Source organism: Pseudonocardia kongjuensis (assembly GCF_039526905.1).
Lineage (GTDB): Bacteria > Actinomycetota > Actinomycetes > Mycobacteriales > Pseudonocardiaceae > Pseudonocardia > Pseudonocardia kongjuensis.
The window spans coordinates 500092-515993 of sequence record NZ_BAAAJK010000001.1; the positions used below are offsets into that span (position 1 = coordinate 500092).

General features: G+C 74.3%; 17 protein-coding genes. 9 read left to right on the plus strand and 8 right to left on the minus strand.

Going from position 1 to position 15902, the window contains the following annotated elements; translation table 11 throughout:
- Nucleotides 1-45 precede the first annotated feature (45 nt).
- The 8 genes from ABD160_RS02250 to ABD160_RS02285 all read left to right on the plus strand — a co-directional run bounded on the left by ABD160_RS02250 (nt 46) and on the right by ABD160_RS02285 (nt 8055).
- Nucleotides 46-993: a helix-turn-helix transcriptional regulator gene (locus tag ABD160_RS02250; RefSeq protein ID WP_344017871.1), complete on the plus strand. Its 948-nt coding sequence runs from the start codon at nt 46-48 to the stop codon at nt 991-993.
- Nucleotides 994-1013: 20 nt separating this feature from the next.
- Nucleotides 1014-1409, plus strand: coding sequence for a YchJ family protein (locus ABD160_RS02255; RefSeq protein WP_344017872.1), 396 nt, complete (start codon nt 1014-1016; stop codon nt 1407-1409).
- Between the two features lie 110 nt (nt 1410-1519).
- Nucleotides 1520-2704, plus strand: a complete 1185-nt coding sequence (locus ABD160_RS02260; RefSeq protein WP_344017874.1) for a CaiB/BaiF CoA transferase family protein — start codon at nt 1520-1522, stop codon at nt 2702-2704.
- Between the two features lie 170 nt (nt 2705-2874).
- A complete protein-coding gene (locus ABD160_RS02265; protein ID WP_344017875.1) occupies nt 2875-3759 on the plus strand; it encodes an HTD2 family dehydratase in 885 nt (294 codons plus the stop codon).
- A 77-nt stretch (nt 3760-3836) separates the two neighbouring features.
- Complete coding sequence (locus ABD160_RS02270) at nt 3837-4997, plus strand: acyl-CoA dehydrogenase family protein (RefSeq protein WP_344017876.1); 1161 nt, start codon at nt 3837-3839, stop codon at nt 4995-4997.
- Nucleotides 4994-5818, plus strand: coding sequence for an HpcH/HpaI aldolase/citrate lyase family protein (locus tag ABD160_RS02275; protein WP_344017877.1), 825 nt, complete (start codon nt 4994-4996; stop codon nt 5816-5818). The genes ABD160_RS02270 and ABD160_RS02275 overlap by 4 nt, the downstream gene beginning before the upstream one ends.
- A gap of 49 nt (nt 5819-5867) precedes the next feature.
- Entirely contained in the window at nt 5868-6788 is a 921-nt protein-coding gene (locus ABD160_RS02280; protein WP_344017878.1) for a LysR family transcriptional regulator, read from the plus strand.
- 37 nt (nt 6789-6825) lie between these two features.
- The gene (locus tag ABD160_RS02285; protein WP_344017880.1) at nt 6826-8055 is read left to right on the plus strand and encodes a CoA transferase; all 1230 of its coding nucleotides are present in this window, start codon (nt 6826-6828) and stop codon (nt 8053-8055) included.
- A gap of 7 nt (nt 8056-8062) precedes the next feature.
- Here ABD160_RS02285 and ABD160_RS02290 read toward each other — a convergent pair whose 3' ends face one another.
- Nucleotides 8063-8521 (minus strand): nitroreductase family deazaflavin-dependent oxidoreductase, encoded by a 459-nt coding sequence (locus ABD160_RS02290; protein WP_344017881.1) that lies wholly within the window; start codon nt 8519-8521, stop codon nt 8063-8065.
- Nucleotides 8522-8700: 179 nt separating this feature from the next.
- On the opposite strand from ABD160_RS02290, the gene ABD160_RS02295 reads away from it, so the two are divergent.
- Complete coding sequence (locus ABD160_RS02295) at nt 8701-9375, plus strand: TetR/AcrR family transcriptional regulator (protein WP_344017882.1); 675 nt, start codon at nt 8701-8703, stop codon at nt 9373-9375.
- Between the two features lie 12 nt (nt 9376-9387).
- On the opposite strand, the gene ABD160_RS02300 is transcribed toward ABD160_RS02295, so the two are convergent.
- The 7 genes from ABD160_RS02300 to ABD160_RS02330 form a co-directional block, all read right to left on the minus strand.
- Nucleotides 9388-9762: an Lsr2 family DNA-binding protein gene (locus tag ABD160_RS02300; protein ID WP_344017883.1), complete on the minus strand. Its 375-nt coding sequence runs from the start codon at nt 9760-9762 to the stop codon at nt 9388-9390.
- 18 nt (nt 9763-9780) lie between these two features.
- A complete protein-coding gene (locus tag ABD160_RS02305; RefSeq protein WP_344017885.1) occupies nt 9781-10323 on the minus strand; it encodes a hypothetical protein in 543 nt (180 codons plus the stop codon).
- Nucleotides 10324-10583: 260 nt separating this feature from the next.
- Entirely contained in the window at nt 10584-11564 is a 981-nt protein-coding gene (locus ABD160_RS02310; protein WP_486362823.1) for a PDR/VanB family oxidoreductase, read from the minus strand.
- A 2-nt stretch (nt 11565-11566) separates the two neighbouring features.
- Nucleotides 11567-13018, minus strand: a complete 1452-nt coding sequence (locus tag ABD160_RS02315) for a phenylacetate--CoA ligase family protein (RefSeq protein WP_344017886.1) — start codon at nt 13016-13018, stop codon at nt 11567-11569.
- Complete coding sequence (locus ABD160_RS02320; RefSeq protein WP_344017887.1) at nt 13015-13830, minus strand: SDR family NAD(P)-dependent oxidoreductase; 816 nt, start codon at nt 13828-13830, stop codon at nt 13015-13017. The genes ABD160_RS02315 and ABD160_RS02320 overlap by 4 nt, the downstream gene beginning before the upstream one ends.
- A 73-nt stretch (nt 13831-13903) precedes the next feature.
- Nucleotides 13904-14668 (minus strand): SDR family NAD(P)-dependent oxidoreductase, encoded by a 765-nt coding sequence (locus ABD160_RS02325; protein ID WP_344017888.1) that lies wholly within the window; start codon nt 14666-14668, stop codon nt 13904-13906.
- 3 nt (nt 14669-14671) lie between these two features.
- Nucleotides 14672-15781, minus strand: a complete 1110-nt coding sequence (locus ABD160_RS02330; RefSeq protein ID WP_344017889.1) for an LLM class flavin-dependent oxidoreductase — start codon at nt 15779-15781, stop codon at nt 14672-14674.
- Between the last annotated feature and the right edge of the window lie 121 nt (nt 15782-15902).

The window sequence follows — 15902 nt, forward strand, 5'->3', positions numbered from 1 at the left end:
CCGCTACGCTGCCCCGGACGCCGGTCACGACCGGAGGTGGACGAGATGCCGGACGATGCGGTCCGCAGCGAGCGCACGGCCGTCCGCGGCCTGCCCGTGACCCGGGCGCGGGACACCTGGCGCACGTTGACGACCGCCCTGCAGGGCGCCATGACGTGTCACTTCGGGGACCGCGCCGAGTTCGGCGGGACCCTCACCCGCACCCGGACCGACCGGTACCAGGTGCTCAGCTGGAACTCCACGCCGATCCGGTACGAGCGGACCGACCGGCACATCCGAGCGGACGGGATCGACAGCTGCCTGCTGGTCGCGCCGGCCCGCGGACGGGTCGTGCTCGGCGGGGGGCACGGTCCGGCGGTGCTCGACGACGGAACCGCCGCCCTGATCCGGATGGACCGGCCGTTCGAGGTGACCCACGGCCGGGGAGCCCAGCTGGTCGTGGTGACGATGACCGGCCGCGAGATCACCCGGCATGCCGGCCGGCTGCCGGGCGGCACCTCGCCGATCGATCTCAGGACCGGGCTGGGCACGATCCTGCGGGCCGTGCTGCAGGCGACGCTGGCGCAGGAGCGGCTCCCGGCCGACCACTTCGACGCGGTCGTGGAACGGCTCGGGGAGCTGACCGGCATCCTCGTCGCCGGTCAGGGCACGGCGGGCACCGGCACCCTCGGGGAGATCGAGATCGCGGTCCGCAGGCACGTCCGCGAACACGTCGACGATCCGGACCTCAACGCGTCGTCGGTCGCCGCGGCACTGGGCTGGTCGACCCGGCAGGTCCAGCTCGCCCTGCAGCGGGCCGGCACCACCGCACGGGAGCTGATCCGCGAGGAGCGGCTCACCCGCGCACGAGCCCGGCTCACCTGCGGGGCGCACCGCGGGATGTCGGTCACCGAGATCGCGCACCTGTCCGGGTTCCGGTCGGTGAGCACGTTCAGCACGGCGTTCCGGCAGCGGTTCGGCGCCAGCCCGCGGGCGGTGCGAGCCGGGAGCTGAGCCGGCCCGATACTGGACGGATGCCCGTGAACTGTCCCTGCGGCCGGGCCCGCCCGGAGCGGGCCTGCTGCGGCCCGGTGCTCGACGGCCGCCCCGCGGCGACCGCCGAGGACCTGATGCGCAGCCGCTACACCGCGTTCGTCCGGGGCGACACCGCGCACCTGACCGCCTCCTGGCATCCCTCGACCCGGCCGCGGGCGCTGCGCCTGGAGCCCGGCTCGGTGTGGACCGGGCTGGAGATCCTGGACCGCTCCGGCGGGGCGATGTTCGACGCCGAGGGCGTCGTCGAGTTCCGGGCGCACCGCCGGGACGGCGTGCTGCACGAGCGGAGCCGGTTCGTCCGGGAGGACGGCCGGTGGTTCTACGTGGACGGGGAGCTCGATCCCGGGTCCGGCACACCGGGCACCGGCAGGTAGCAGCCCTGCAGCCGCCATCCCCCGGGCCCGGAATCGGCAGGAATGCCGATCGGCGGCAATATCCTGCCGGTCCCTGACACGCCGTCCGGCCCGGGATAACGTCCCGGTACGTGGATCACTCCCCGACGCAGGACGGCCCCGGACTCGGCGACGCACCGGCCGGCGGCCCGCTGGACGGCATTCTGGTCGCCGACTTCTCCCGGGTGCTGGCCGGTCCGTACGCCACCATGATGCTGGCCGATCTCGGCGCGACCGTGATCAAGGTCGAGGGCCCCGGCGGCGACGACACCCGCACCTGGAAGCCCCCGGTGCTCGACGGGACGTCCACCTACTACCTGTCGATCAACCGGAACAAGCGGTCGATCGTGCTCGACCTCAAGGACCCCGCCGACCTGGCGGTGGCGCGGCGGCTGGCGCAGCGGGCCGACGTGCTGGTGGAGAACATGAAGCCGGGCGGGATGGCCCGCTTCGGCCTCGACCACGCCGCGGTCGCGGCGGACAACCCGTCGGTCGTCTACTGCTCGATCTCCGGGTTCGGCCCGCTCGGCGGCGCCCACCTGCCCGGCTACGACCTGCTGGTGCAGGCGGTGTCCGGCCTGATGAGCATCACCGGCCCGGCCGACGGGCCGCCCTACCGGGCCGGGGTCGCGGTGTTCGACGTGCTCACCGGGCTGCACGCCGCGCTGGCCGTCGCGGCGGCGCTGCGGCACCGGGAGCACACCGGCGAGGGTCAGCTGCTGGAGACGAACCTGCTCTCGGTCGCGCTGTCGACGCTGGTCAACCAGACCGAGGCCTACGTCGCCGCGGGCGCGGTGCCGCAGCGGATGGGCAACGAGCACCCGAGCGTCTTCCCCTACCAGCCGATGCCCTGCAAGGACGGCGAGCTCATCGTGATCGCCGGGAACGACGGCCAGTTCCGCAGGCTCGCCACCGTGCTCGGCGATCCGGCGATGGCGCAGGACCCGCGCTTCGCCACGATGTCGGACCGGATCGGGCATCGCGCCGAGATCGAGCAGCGGCTGCGCGCCCGGCTGGCCACCCGCACCGCGCAGGAGTGGTACACCGCGATCACCGAGGTGGGCGTGCCCTGCGGACCGATCAACTCGGTCGACGGCGGGGTGGCGCTGGCCGAGCGGCTCGGCCTGGAGCCGGTCGTCCGGGCGCCGGACGCGGCCGCGGTCCCGACCGTCCGGAACCCGGTGACGTACTCGCGGACGCCGCCGTCCTACCGGCGCTCGCCGCCGCCGATCGGTGCGGACTCGGCCGACGTGCGGGCCTGGCTCGACGGGCCCTGAGCCGGGCGCGCGGGGGCGACCGCGAGGCGGGCGGGCCGGATCCCGGCAGCGCGCATCCCCGCGCCCGGTGATGCACGCCGCGCATCGGGCAGGGTCCGGATCTGCATTTCACACATCGAGCCGGAGCGTCCAGAGTGGGATCCGGCGACCGAACCGTACGAGGGAGTGCCGTGTCCGAGACCGCGAACCTGGCCGATCTGGTGCGGGACTGGGATCCGCCGACCGTCCGGACCAGCCGGCGGGTCGATCCGTGGCCGGCCGCCGCCTTCGCCGACCTGGTCGACGCCGCTCCCCCGGAGCTCGGCGACGGCGCGCCGCTCCCCCCGCTGTGGCACTGGTTCGTGCTGCTGGAGCACCCGCGGACCGCCGATCTCGGCGAGGACGGGCATCCCGCCGACGGCCCGCTGCTGCCGCCGGTCCCGGGCCGGCGCCGGATGTTCGCCGGGGGCCGGTTCACCCAGCACGCCCCGATCCCGTTCGGCGCGGTGCTGCACGGCAGCTCGGCCGTCACCTCGGTGACCCCGAAGTCCGGGCGCAGCGGCGAGATGCTGTTCGTGTCCGTCCGCCAGGAGCTGCGGGTCGGCGACGATCCGGCCGTCGTCGCGGTCGAGGAGCAGGACATCGTCTACCGCTCGGAGCCCGACGGCGCGCAGCGACGGGTGGTCCCGCGTCCGGCGGGCGGCGAGCCGGAGCCGGCCGGGGCGTGGCGGCGGCGGCTGGGCACCGGCAGCGTGCTGCTGTCGCGGTTCAGCGCGCTGACCTACAACGGCCACCGCATCCACCACGACCACCCGTACACGACGACCGTCGAGGGCTACCCGGATCTCGTCGTGCACGGGCCGCTGATGGCCCTGCTCGCGCTGGAGCTGCCCCGGGTGCACGCACCCGCGGACACCGTCGCCGAGTTCGGCTACCGGCTCACCCGGCCCGCCTTCCTGCCCTCGACGCTGGTCGCCGCCGGTGACCGGGACGGCGACGACCCGGGTGCCGCCACGGTCGCGGTCGCGGCCGAGGGGGTCGCCCCGTCGCTGGTCGCGACCGTCCGGTTCCGCTGACGACCGCCGGCACCCGCAGACGAGCCCCGACGACCACGAGCACAGACCACCGCCGACCAGATCAGGAGGTCCGCGCCATGGGTGCGCTGGACACCGAGGAACAGGCCGTCGTCGACACGGTCCGCGACTTCATCGACCGCGAGGTGAAACCGCACGTCAACGAGCTGGAACACGCGGACGTCTATCCCGAGAAGTGGATCGAGCAGATGAAGCAGCTCGGGATCTACGGGCTGGCGGTCCCCGAGCCGTGGGGCGAGGCCCCGGTCTCGATGCCGTGCTACGCACTCGTCACCGCCGAGCTGGCCCGCGGCTGGATGAGCCTGGCCGGCGCGATGGGCGGGCACACCGTCGTCGCGAAGCTGCTGGTCGCGTTCGGCACCCGCGAGCAGCAGGACCGCTACCTGCCCCGGATGGCCACCGGCGAGCTGCGCGCCACGATGGCGCTCACCGAACCCGGCGGCGGCTCCGACCTGCAGAACATGACGACCAGGGCGCGGCGCACCGACGACGGGTACGTGATCGACGGATCGAAGACCTGGATCTCCAACGCCCGCCGGTCCGGGCTCATCGCGCTGCTGTGCAAGACCGACCCGGCGGCCGAGCCCGCGCACCGCGGGATCTCGGTGCTGCTTGTCGAGCACGGCCCGGGCCTGACCGTCTCCCGGGACCTGCCGAAGCTCGGCTACAAGGGCGTCGAGACCTGCGAGCTGGTGTTCGAGAACATGGCGGTCCCGGCCGACGCCGTGCTCGGCGGCGTCGAGGGCCGCGGTTTCGCGCAGATGATGAAGGGCCTGGAGACGGGCCGGATCCAGGTCGCCGCCCGCGCGCTCGGCGTCGCCGACGCCGCGCTGGAGGACTCGCTGCGCTACGCCCGGGACCGCGAGTCGTTCGGCAGGCCGATCTGGCAGCACCAGTCGGTCGGCAATCTGCTCGCCGACATGGCCACCACGATCACCGCCGCCCGGCAGCTGATCCTGCACGCCGCCCGGGAGTACGAGTCCGGCCGGCGCTGCGACATGGAGGCGGGCATGGCGAAGCTGTTCGCCTCCGAGACCGCGATGGAGGTCGCGCTGTCGGCCGTCCGGATCCACGGCGGGTACGGCTACTCCACCGAGTTCGACGTCGAGCGCTACTTCCGGGACGCCCCGCTGATGATCGTCGGTGAGGGCACCAACGAGATCCAGCGCAACGTGATCGCCGCCCAGCTGGTCAGGCGCGGCGGGCTGGACCGCGGATGACGGCCACGTTCGCCCTGCGCGGGCCCGCCCTGCTGTTCTGCCCGGGCAACCGCCCGGACCGGTTCGCGAAGGCGGTCGCCGCCGCCGACACGGTGATCCTGGACCTGGAGGACGCCGTCGGCCCGGACGACAAGGCCGCCGCCCGCACCGCCGTCGTCGGCGCACTCGCCGACCTGGACCCGGCCGCGGTGCTGGTGCGGATCAACGCGCCCGGCACCCCCTGGTACGACGACGACGTGCGCGCACTCTCCGGCCACCCGCAGGTCGCGCTGATGCTGCCGATGGCCGCCCGGGCCGCCGACGTCGAGGCGCTGGCCCCGCACCCGGTGGTCGCGCTGTGCGAGACCGCCCGCGGCGTCCTCGCCGCACCGGAGATCGCGGCCGCGACCGGCTGCGCCGGCCTGATGTGGGGCAGCGAGGACCTGGTCGCCGATCTCGGCGGCCGGGCCGGCCGGGCGCCCGGCGGCGGGTACCGGCCCGCCGTCGAGGAGGCCCGGACCCGGATCCTCTACGCCGCCCGCGCCGCCGGTGTCACCCCGGTCGACACCGTGCTCGTCGACATCGACGACCGGGCGACGCTGCGCTCGGACTCGGCGGCCGCCGTCGCCGCCGGGTTCGCGGCGAAGGCGTGCATCCATCCGGCGCAGGTCGCCGTCGTCCGGGAGGCGTTCCGGCCCACCGACGACGAGGTGGCCCGGGCCCGCGCGATGCTCGCCGCCGCCGAGGCGCACTCCGGCGGCGTGTTCCGGCTGGACGGCCGGATGGTCGACGCGCCGCTGCTGGCGCACGCCCGGGAGGTGCTCCGGCAGGCGGCGCCCTGACCCGCGGTGATGCGCCCGGGACATCGTTGCGGGTGACATGATGAACCGGGTGACGACCGTGGACGAGCTGGAGTGGTTCGTGGCGCTCGCCGAGACCGAGCACATGACGCAGGCCGCGCAACGGCTCTCGCTGGCCCAGCCGACGCTGTCCCGGGCGCTCGGCCGGCTGGAGCGGCGGGTCGGCGCGCCGCTGTTCGACCGGGTCAACCGCAGGCTGCGGCTCAACCCCTACGGCGAGATCATGCTGGAGCACGCCCGCCGCGGCCTCGCCGAGCTCGCCGCCGCCGAGGAGCGGATCGCCGCGCTGCGCGATCCGGGCCGCGGCACGGTGCGGCTCGCGTTCCTGCACTCGATCGCCGCCGGGCTGATGCCCGAGGTGCTGCGCGCGCACCGCGCCGAGTCCCCCGGTGTCACCTTCGAGCTCACCCAGGCCGTCGGGCACGAGATCGTCGAGCAGGTGCGCGCCGGGCGGGTCGACCTCGGGCTGACCGCCCCGCGCCCGGACGACGACGCGATCGCCTGGACCGACCTGCACCGGGAACGGCTGTGCCTGGCCGTCCCGGCCGGGCACCGGCTCGCCGGGCGCGACCGGGTGGCGCTCGGCGAGGCGGGCGACGAGCCGTTCGTGACGCTGCGCGAACCGATCGGTTTCCGCCGGCTCACCGACGAGCTGTGCGCGCGGGCCGGGTTCGCGCCGCGGATCGCGTTCGAGGGCACCGAGATCGGCACCCTGGAGGGCTTCGTCGCGGCCGGTCTGGGGGTCGCGATCGTGCCCGAGCCGCGGCCGCACCGCGCCGAGCCGGGGGTCAGCCACCTGCGGCTCACCGACGGCGCCGCGCACCGGATGATCGGCCTGGCCTGGCTGCGCGACCGGCCCCGCCCGCCGGTGGTGGCCCGGTTCGCCGAGTTCGTCGTCGCCCGGTTCCGCGACGACGGTCCGGCCGGTCCCCCGGCTACCCTCGGACCGTGATCATCCACGCACAGCGACCCGAGGGGCCCGGCCGGACGTGACCACGACCTCCCAGCAGCACACCGGCCGCCCGCTGGACGGCCTGCGGATCGTGGAGTGCGCGAGCTTCGTCGCCGGCCCGACCGGCGGGATGACCCTCGCCCAGCTCGGCGCCTCGGTGATCCGGATCGATCCGCTCGGCGGCGGGCCGGACCACGGCCGCTGGCCCGCGGCGGGGCACGGCACCGGCGACTCGTACTACTGGGCCTCGCTGAACAAGGGCAAGCGGTCGTTCGCGGTGGACCTGCGCTCGGACGAGGGCCGCGAGCTGGTCGTCGCGCTGGCGACCGGCGCCGGCGAGGACCGCGGCGTGCTCGTCGACAACGTCGTCGGCCGCCGCTGGATGGCCAACGAGGTGCTCACCGCGCGCCGCCCCGACCTCATCCACGTGCGCGTCCAGGGCTACCCGGACGGGCGGCCCGCGGTGGACTACACGGTCAACGCCGAGGTCGGCATCCCGCAGATCACCGGCAGCGAGGAGGGCGCCGCGCCGGTCAACCACGTGCTGCCCGCCTGGGACCTGGTCACCGGGCTGACGGTGTCCACCACCGTGCTCGCCGCGCTGCACCAGCGCGGCCGCACCGGGCGCGGCGTCTACTCCGAGATCGCGCTGTCCGACGTCGCGCTGGCCGGTGTCGCGAACCTCGGCTGGCTGTCCGAGGCCGCCGAGACCGGCCACGAGCGGCCCCGGCACGGCAACCACGTCTTCGGCAGCTTCGGCGTCGACTTCGCCTGTTCCGACGGGCGGCGGGTGATGGTCGTCGCGCTCACCCCCGGCCAGTGGAACGCGCTGATCACGGTGACCGGCACCGGCGCCGTGTTCGCGGCGCTGGAGACCGCGCTGGGCGCCGACCTCACCGACGAGACCGAGCGCTACCGGCTCCGCGAGACCATCGCCGCGGTGCTCCGGCCGTGGTTCGGGGCCCGCGACTCGGCGACCGTCGAGGCCGAGCTGAACCGGGCCCGCGTGCTGTGGGGGCGCTACCAGGGGATGACCCGGGTGGTCGAGCAGCACCGGGCCGGCGCGCATCCGCTGCTCACCGACATCGTGCTGCCGAGCGGGACGGCCGCGGTCACCGCCCGCTCCCCCGTCCGCTGGGACGGCGCGCACGGCGAGGCCGGGGACGCTCCCGAGCTCGGCCGGGAGACCGAGGAGATCCTGGCCGGCGAGCTCGGCCTGTCGACCGCCGAGATCGGCGCGCTGCGCGACCGCGGCGTGATCGGCTGACCGGCGCTCACCCCGCCGGGACCACCCGGAACACCGGGATCCGGTCGGCGACCGCCGCCAGCGCGGCGAGCGGTGCGTCGGGGGGCACCGGCAGGTGCGGCCGGGCCTGCGGGGCCCGGCGCAGGTAGTCGCGCAGCACCGGTGCGCGCAGGCCGGGCGCGACCTCGGCCAGCCGCACCGGCTCCCGGCGACCGTGCCGCAGGACGGCGCGACCACCGGCCGCGCGGACGTTGTGCACCCAGTTGACGTCCGGGCCGAGCATCGACACCAGGTGCCGCTCGCCGTCGACGACGGACAGCACCAGCGGCACCGCGACCGTGCGGCCGCTGAGCCGGCCCGGCACCTCCAGCGTCACCAGCCGGTCGGGGGCGACGCCGCGCCCGTAGAGCGCCGCCGTCGCGCGGTCGAGCAGCCGGGCGATCCGGCGGGGCCGGCCACCGGGGTAGAGCCATCGCTGCAGGTTCACCGGGGCCTCCTCGGGCTCCTCTACGTTGTACAGGAACCACCTGTACGTTGTACAGGGCCCTTGTGTCGGGCCCTTCTGTCGGGCCCTTCTGCCGGGCCCTTGTGCCGGGCCGCTGCACCGGGCCGCTGCACCGGGCCGCTGTAGCGTGCCGCTGTACCGGGCCGCTGTACCGTGGCCCGGTGAACCGGCCGGATGTCCCGCTGACCAGGGCACGCGTGATCGCCGCGGCGAACGACCTGGCCGACGCCGAGGGGGTGGCCGCGGTCACCGTGCGCCGGATCGCCACCGAGCTGCAGGTGACGCCGATGGCGCTGTACTGGCACGTCCGGGGCAAGGACGAGCTGCTCGACGGGATGGCCGGGTCGGCGCTGGACCGGGTCGATCCGGTCGTCGATCCGGCATTGCCGTGGCCGGACGGGATCCGCTCGCTGCTCGGTTCGATGCTGCGCTCGCTGTGCCACAGTCCGGCCGCGGCGGCCCTGCTGAGCACCAGGACGGTCACCTCGCAGCGCAGCCTGGAGATCACCGAGTCGCTGCTGGAGCTGCTGCGGCGGGGCGGGTTCGGACCCGGGCCGGCCACCCAGATCGCCCGGCACGCGGTCGCCTCGCTGGCCGCGCTGGCCGGCGGCAGCTCCGGCGTCGTCGTCCGCGAGCCGGACGGGCCGGCGGCACCGGAGCGGCGCCGGGCCCGGGAGCGTCTGGAGGCGCTCCCGGCGCAGCGCTACCCGCGGCTGGTCGAGGCGGCGGGCCCGCTCAGCGAGGGCATCGAGCGCGAAGAGTACCTCGCGCTCGGTCTGGAACTGCTGGTCGCCGGGATCGTGGCCACCGCCCCGCGGGGCGGTGGCCCGAGCTGATCCCGGCACCCGTCACTCCTCCTCGGCAGGCACCTCGTGCGCCTCCCGCCAGCGCTTCACCAGCGCCTGGCTGAACCGGTTGTTCGACGGAACCTCGATCCCGTTCTCCTCCGCCCACTGGCGCAGCTCCTGGCGCTGCTCGGCGGTCAGACCGGAGGTGGTGCGCCGGCGCGGCTCGTTGCGCCGCGACGCCATCGACGAACCGTCCGGCACCGACGCCTCGATCCGCCCGGCATCCATGTAGGGACGCAACACCGTCAGCAGCTTCTGGTACTCGCCCGCGGCCAGGTCGATCGCGATCCGCATCTGGTCGAGATGGATCTCGTGCGACTCGACGCCGTCCTCCGTACCGGTGAGATCGCAGTACCGGATCTCTCGAACACCCACGTGTCAGCCTCCGTCCGCTCAGCCCTGTGTGTCCGACGCGTCGCGCGAGCGGGCGGCCCGCTCGGCCCGCTCCTCCTTCTGCGCACGCTCGGCGGCCTTGCGCAGCGACGCCAGGGTCTGCCCGGACAGCGCCTTCGACGCCACCGAGTCACCGATCTGGCGCGGGGTCATGTGCCCGCGGCCGCTGGGCGCCAGGTACTCCTGGCCGTCCTTCCCGGTGCGGTACTCCAGCCCGGACGCGACCCGCTGGAACCGGGTCCGGCCGCCGCGACGGGCGCCCTCCCACTTCTCCACCCGGACCGCGAGCTCGCAGCAGGTGCACACCAGACGGCGCAGCAGCAGGCCGTCGTCGTCGACACCGGTGAAGTGGATGCCCGCCTGCCGGATGGTCGGGAACAGGTGCCTGCCCCGTTCCCGGCAGGCCAGCACCTCGTCGGTCACCCGGTCCACGTAGAGGTCGACGTCCTCCTCGGAGGCCCTGACCCAACCCGTGTCCTGCTGCTCACCCTGGATCGACTTCGCGGACACCGGCTCACCGGCGCCGCCTGAGATCTCGGCCAACCCCGTCTCCCTTCACCCGGATGCCTGCGGCATCCCGCGATCGTCGAACCGATCGCGGACCACCGCCGCACCACGCTCACCGTCATCGTCTGCCGAGCGGGATCGACGTTGCCACGCCGACCACCGTTCCGCCTGATCGGTGGGATTGTAGGAACACCGGTGTAACTCCGATCAAGGTGTGGTGAGCCCGGTCTCCGGAGGACGCCGTCCGGTGCCCTCCGGTGCGGCCGTCCGGGTGTACCGCAGCGCGGCACCGGGGATCAGATGTCGAGCACCAGCCGCGGTCCGCGGGACCGGGACACGCACACCATCATCATCTCGCCGGAGGCGCGCTCGGCGTCGTCCAGGACGGTGTCGCGGTGATCGGGTTCGCCCGCGAGCACACCGGTCTCGCAGGTGCCGCACACCCCCTCCCGGCACGACGAGTTGACGATCACCCCGCCGGCCTCCTCCAGCGCGTCGAGGATCGAGACCCCCGGCGGGACCCGCACGGTGACGCCGGAGGCGCGGCACTCGACGTCGAACGCCGTGTCCGCGCCGTCGCCGGCGCCGGGTGCGGCGGTGAACCGTTCGACGTGCAGGGTCCCCGAGCCGGCGCTGCGCTCGGTCATCGCGTCGATCAGCCCGGCCGGGCCGCAGCAGTAGACGAGCGCGCCGGACGGTGCGGCGGCCAGGATCGCGTCCGGGTCGAGCGGGCCGTGCTCGTCCTGCGGCTGCAGCCGGACCCGCGGGCCGTGCCGGGCCAGCTCGTCGGCGAACGCCATGGTCGAGCGCGACCGGCCGCCGTAGTGCAGGGTCCAGCCGGCGCCCGCCCGGCCGGCCGCGTCCAGCATCGGGCGGATCGGGGTGATCCCGATGCCGCCCGCGACGAACACGTAGTGCGGCGCGGGGTGCAGCCGGAAGGCGTTGCGCGGCCCGCGCACCGGGACCCGGTCGCCGGGGCGCAGCGCGTGCACCCGGCGGGATCCGCCGCCGCCGTCCGGGCGCAGCAGCACCGCGATCCACCAGCTCCGCGGGCGGTCCGGGTCGCCGCACAGCGAGTACTGCCGGACCAGGTCCGGGCCGAGCAGCAGGTCGACGTGCGCGCCCGGCTCCCAGCGCGGCAGCGGGCCGCCGTCGTCGGCCACCAGCTCGACCGCGACGACGCCGTCCGCGACCGGGACGACCTCCCTGACCACGGTGCCGATGGTCCCGGCGGTGCCGATCGGGCCGGCAGTGCCCTGCGGGGCGGCCTGGTGCACGGTCAACGGGCGTCCTCCGCGCGGGGCCGCTCGTCGACCACCCGGCGGGCCTTGAACGTCGTCTCCGGCAGGGTGCCCGGCTCCAGCAGCCGGACCGGCACGCCGATGTTGACGGCCCGGCGCAGCGCCGCCTCGGTCCGCGCGACGACGTCGGCCCGGCCCGGCCCGTCGGCGGGCAGCGCCGCCGCGGCCTCCCGGCCCAGCTCGGCGAGCACGGTGATCTCGTCCAGCGCGCCGGGCCTGCTGACCCGGATCCGGAACTCGGGGCCGAGCTCGGGGACGGTGCGCAGGCCGGTCTCGATCGCCGACGGGTAGACGTTCGCCCCGCGGATCACCAGCATGTCGTCCAGCCTGCCGAGCACGCCCTCCGGCAGCCGCGGCCAGGTCCGCCCGCAGGGGCAGGGCTCGGTGGTCAGGTAGCTCTCGTCGCCGGGCGCGAACCGGATCATCGGCTGGGACTCGCGCCAGAGGTGGGTGTAGACGATCGCGCCGCGCTCACCGGCCGGGATCGGCGTGTTGAGGTCGCCGGAGGCGACGATCTCGGTGTGCACCTCGTCGGCGATCAGGTGGGTGCCGGTGCCCGCCGGGCAGCCGACGCTCGTCTGGAACGGGTACATCTCGGAGGTGGAGCCGGCGTCGACGACGGTGGCGCCCCAGCCGCGCTCGATGATCCGGCGGGTCCCGGGCAGGGAGCCCCCGGGCTCGCCGCCGACGAGCAGCGTGCGGACGGTGCCCGCGGCGAGATCGACGCCCATCCGCTCGGCGACCGAGAGCAGGTGCACCGCGTACGACGGCGTCGCGGTGAACACCGTCGAGCCGAGCCGGGTGATGAGCTCGATGTGCTTCTCCGAGTCGGTCACGCCGAGCGGGAACACGGTCGCGCCGATCCGTTCCAGACCCTGCAGCACCCCCCAGCCGCCGAAGAACAGCCCGAACGGGAAGCCGACCTGGGCGATGTCGTCCGGCCGGATCCCGGCGCACCACTGGGCCATCGCGTGCACGTCGGCGGCGCGGTCCCAGTCGGGATTGGACACGGCGTAGAGGGTGGGCGTCCCGGAGGTGCCCGACGAGCCGTGGATCCGGGCGATCCCGCCGGGCGGGCGCTGCGGGGTGTAGCTGCCGAACGGCGGGTGCTCGGCCTGGTCGGCGACCAGCATCCGCTTGGTGATCACCGGGACCTTCGTGGTGAAGTCGGTGAGCGAGCGGACCTGGTCGGGATGGAAGCCGTGCGCGTCGTAGTGCCTGCGGTAGAACGGCAGCTCGGCGTAGACGTAGTGCAGCTGGTGCCGGATCCGCTCCAGGATCAGCTGCTCGCGCTCGGCGTGCGGGCGGGTCTCGCGGGCGGCGTCCCAGAACCGCGGGAAGCCGCGCTCGTCGGAGTCGTCGAGGTTGTCAGGAGCGCCGAGATTGTCAGCGGCGCCGAGGTCGTCCCCGGCGCCGGTCACCGTGCTCACGGGCGGCTCACCAGGCCCTGCGCCTCGGCGACGTCCCAGTACGAGTGCAGGCCGCGGACGTGCTGGCCGCCGTCGACCGGGACGAAGTGCCCGGTGATGCGTCCGGCGGCGGGCGACATCAGGAACAGCGCGACGTCGGCGATGTCCTCGGCCTCCTGGTGCCGGGGCGGCGCGACGAGCGTCCGGTCCAGGAACTCCTGGCCGATCCGGCCGACGGTGAACCCGGCGCCGAGCGGGGTGTTCACCGTGCCCGGCCCGATCGCGTTCGCCCGGATCCCGTGCCGGCCCAGCTCGCCGGCGGTGACCTGGGTGAACTGGGCGACGCCCGCCTTCGCGGCGCAGTAGTGGCCGAGGCCGTCGGTGGCGGCGACCGCGTTCAGCGAGGAGATGTTGACGACGGTCCCGCCCTCGCCGGCCTCGATCGCCTGCCGGGCGAACGCCCGGGTGCACAGGAACGTGCCCTTGAGCAGGGTGTCGACGATGAGGTCCCAGTCGTCCTCCGAGCAGTCCCGGATCAGCGCCAGCGATGCGGTGCCCGCGTTGTTGACCAGATGGTGCACGGTGCCGAACCGCTCCGCGGCCAGCGCGAACGCGGCGTCGACGTCGGCGGCGACCGCCACCGAGCCCTCGTGCCAGGCGAGCCGGTCGCCGCCGTCGAGCTCGGCGTCGGCGGCCGCGATGTTCGCCGCGGACAGTTCCAGCACCACGACGTTCGCGCCGCGCGCGAGCAGTGCCGCGGTGATCGCCTTCCCGATGCCGCTGCCGCCCCCGGTGACCAGTGCGGTCCGGCCCGCGACTCCGTCGTCGCTCATGTACCCCTCCTCGTGGTGGTCGGTGCAGGTGCCCGGCCGGGCGGGCTCGGCGGCCCCGCCCGGCCGGGAGCCGTCAGCCCGCGCTGCCCTTGGTGTTCCAGCCGCCGTCCACCGGGAGGATCTCGCCGGTGCAGAAGCTCGCGTCGTCGGACAGCAGGAACGCCGCCGCCGCCGCGATGTCGGCGGGCGTGCCCAGCCGCGGGATCAGGTGCGCCGCGGTGAAGTTCTTCCGCATGTCGTCGGTGATGCCGGCCAGGATCGGGGTGTCGATCGTGCCGGGGCAGATGCAGTTCACCCGGATCCCGCGCGGGCTGTACTCCATCGCGACCTGCTGGGTGAGGCTGACGACGCCGCCCTTGGCCGCGGAGTACGCGGCCAGGTTCTCCAGGCCCTTGAGCGCTGCCATCGACGCGATGTTCACGATCGACCCGCCGCCGCCGTCGAGCATCCGCGGGATGACCGCCTGCATGCCGAGCCAGACGCCCTTCAGGTCGGTGTCGACGACGTGGTTCCAGCCGGCCTCGGTCAGCTCGACGACGTTGTCCGGGCCGAGCGTGTTCGTCACCCCGGCGACGTTGCCGAGCACGTCCACCCCGCCGAAGCCGCCGACCGCCTCGTCGACCAGGCGCTTCCAGTCGCCGGGCCGGCGCACGTCCATCACCACGTGCGCGGCCCGCCCGCCGTCGGCGACGATCCGCCGGGCGGTCGAGTCGTCGTCCTGCAGGTCGCCGATGACGACCGCGGCGCCCTCGGCCGCCAGCCGCAGGGCGATGCCCTGCCCGATACCCTGCACGCCGCCGGTGACGACGGCGATCCGGCCCTCGAACCGCGCGACCACGGCTCAGTCCCGCCCGAGCGCGACGTTCGCGAGCCGGTTGCGGCGCGCCATGTTCTCCCGCGGGGTGAACTGCGGCATGACGTAGCGGGCGAACAGCTCCAGCGAGCGGTTCCACTTGTCGGTGGTGACCCAGTCGCGGGCGTTGATCAGGAAGGTGCCGAAGCCGCCGGTGCCCTCCTCCAGCTCGCGCAGCTGGCGGACGCAGTCCTCCGGGCTGCCGATGATCCAGGGGATCTCCTCGGCCATCCACTCGAAGGTGAGGTCGGCGTCGTCCATCCCCTCGCCCTTCTTCATCAGTGCGCCGAGGCCGAGCCCGAGCAGGTACTCGTAGGAGCGCTTGACGCCCTCGCGGATCTCGTTCATCGCCTGGTTGCGGCTGTCGGAGACGTAGACCTCGCGGCTGACCCGCCAGTTCCGGCGGGCGACCGCCGGATCGAGTCCGGCCGCCTCGGCCGCGCCGACCAGGGCCTTGCCGTGCGCGAGCAGGTCGGGGGCGCCCTCGTAGCCGCGGTTGTCGATCGGCGAGAAGTAGACCGACAGCGCCTTCCAGCCCTTGGCGCCGCAGCGGGCGTAGTTGTGCGTGCCGGTCAGGCCGGCCACCGCGAACGGCGGCACCTCCTGGTACGGGCCGACCTGCAGCTGGCGGTTCTCGTACTTCCAGTAGACGCCCTCGTAGTCGACCGGGTCGTCGGAGGTGAGCAGCAGCTCGATGATCTCCAGCGCCTCGTTGGTGCGCGGGGCGGCCTCGGACCGTTCCAGGCCGAACAGCGCCTGGTCGGTGGGCAGCCCGCCGCCGCCGAAGCCGTAGTCGAGCCGGCCGTGCGTGAGGTGGTCGAGGAAGGCGAGGCGCTCGGCGACCTGGAACGGGTCCTGGTAGGGCAGGTTCACCACCCCGGTGCCGAGCCGGATCCGGCTGGTGACCGCGGACGCCTTCGCGATCATGTACTCGGGGACCGGCACGTTCTCGAAGCCGCCGGTGTGGTGCTCGCCGATCCAGTACTCGGAGAAGCCGAGCTTCTCGGCCAGCACGATGTCGTCGATGTCGCGGTCGTAGGACAGCGTCCAGTTTTCGATCGGGGGGTGCTCGGGCATGGCGAACAGGCCGAACTGCATCGGTCGGATCCTCCTGGCTCGTGGGGTGGGAGCAGAACCACCCGCACGTCCAGACGTTGGCAAACCGCGGGTAGTTATCGCTGTCGGCGTACAGTGACCTGGTTCACCGCCGCTGTCAAGC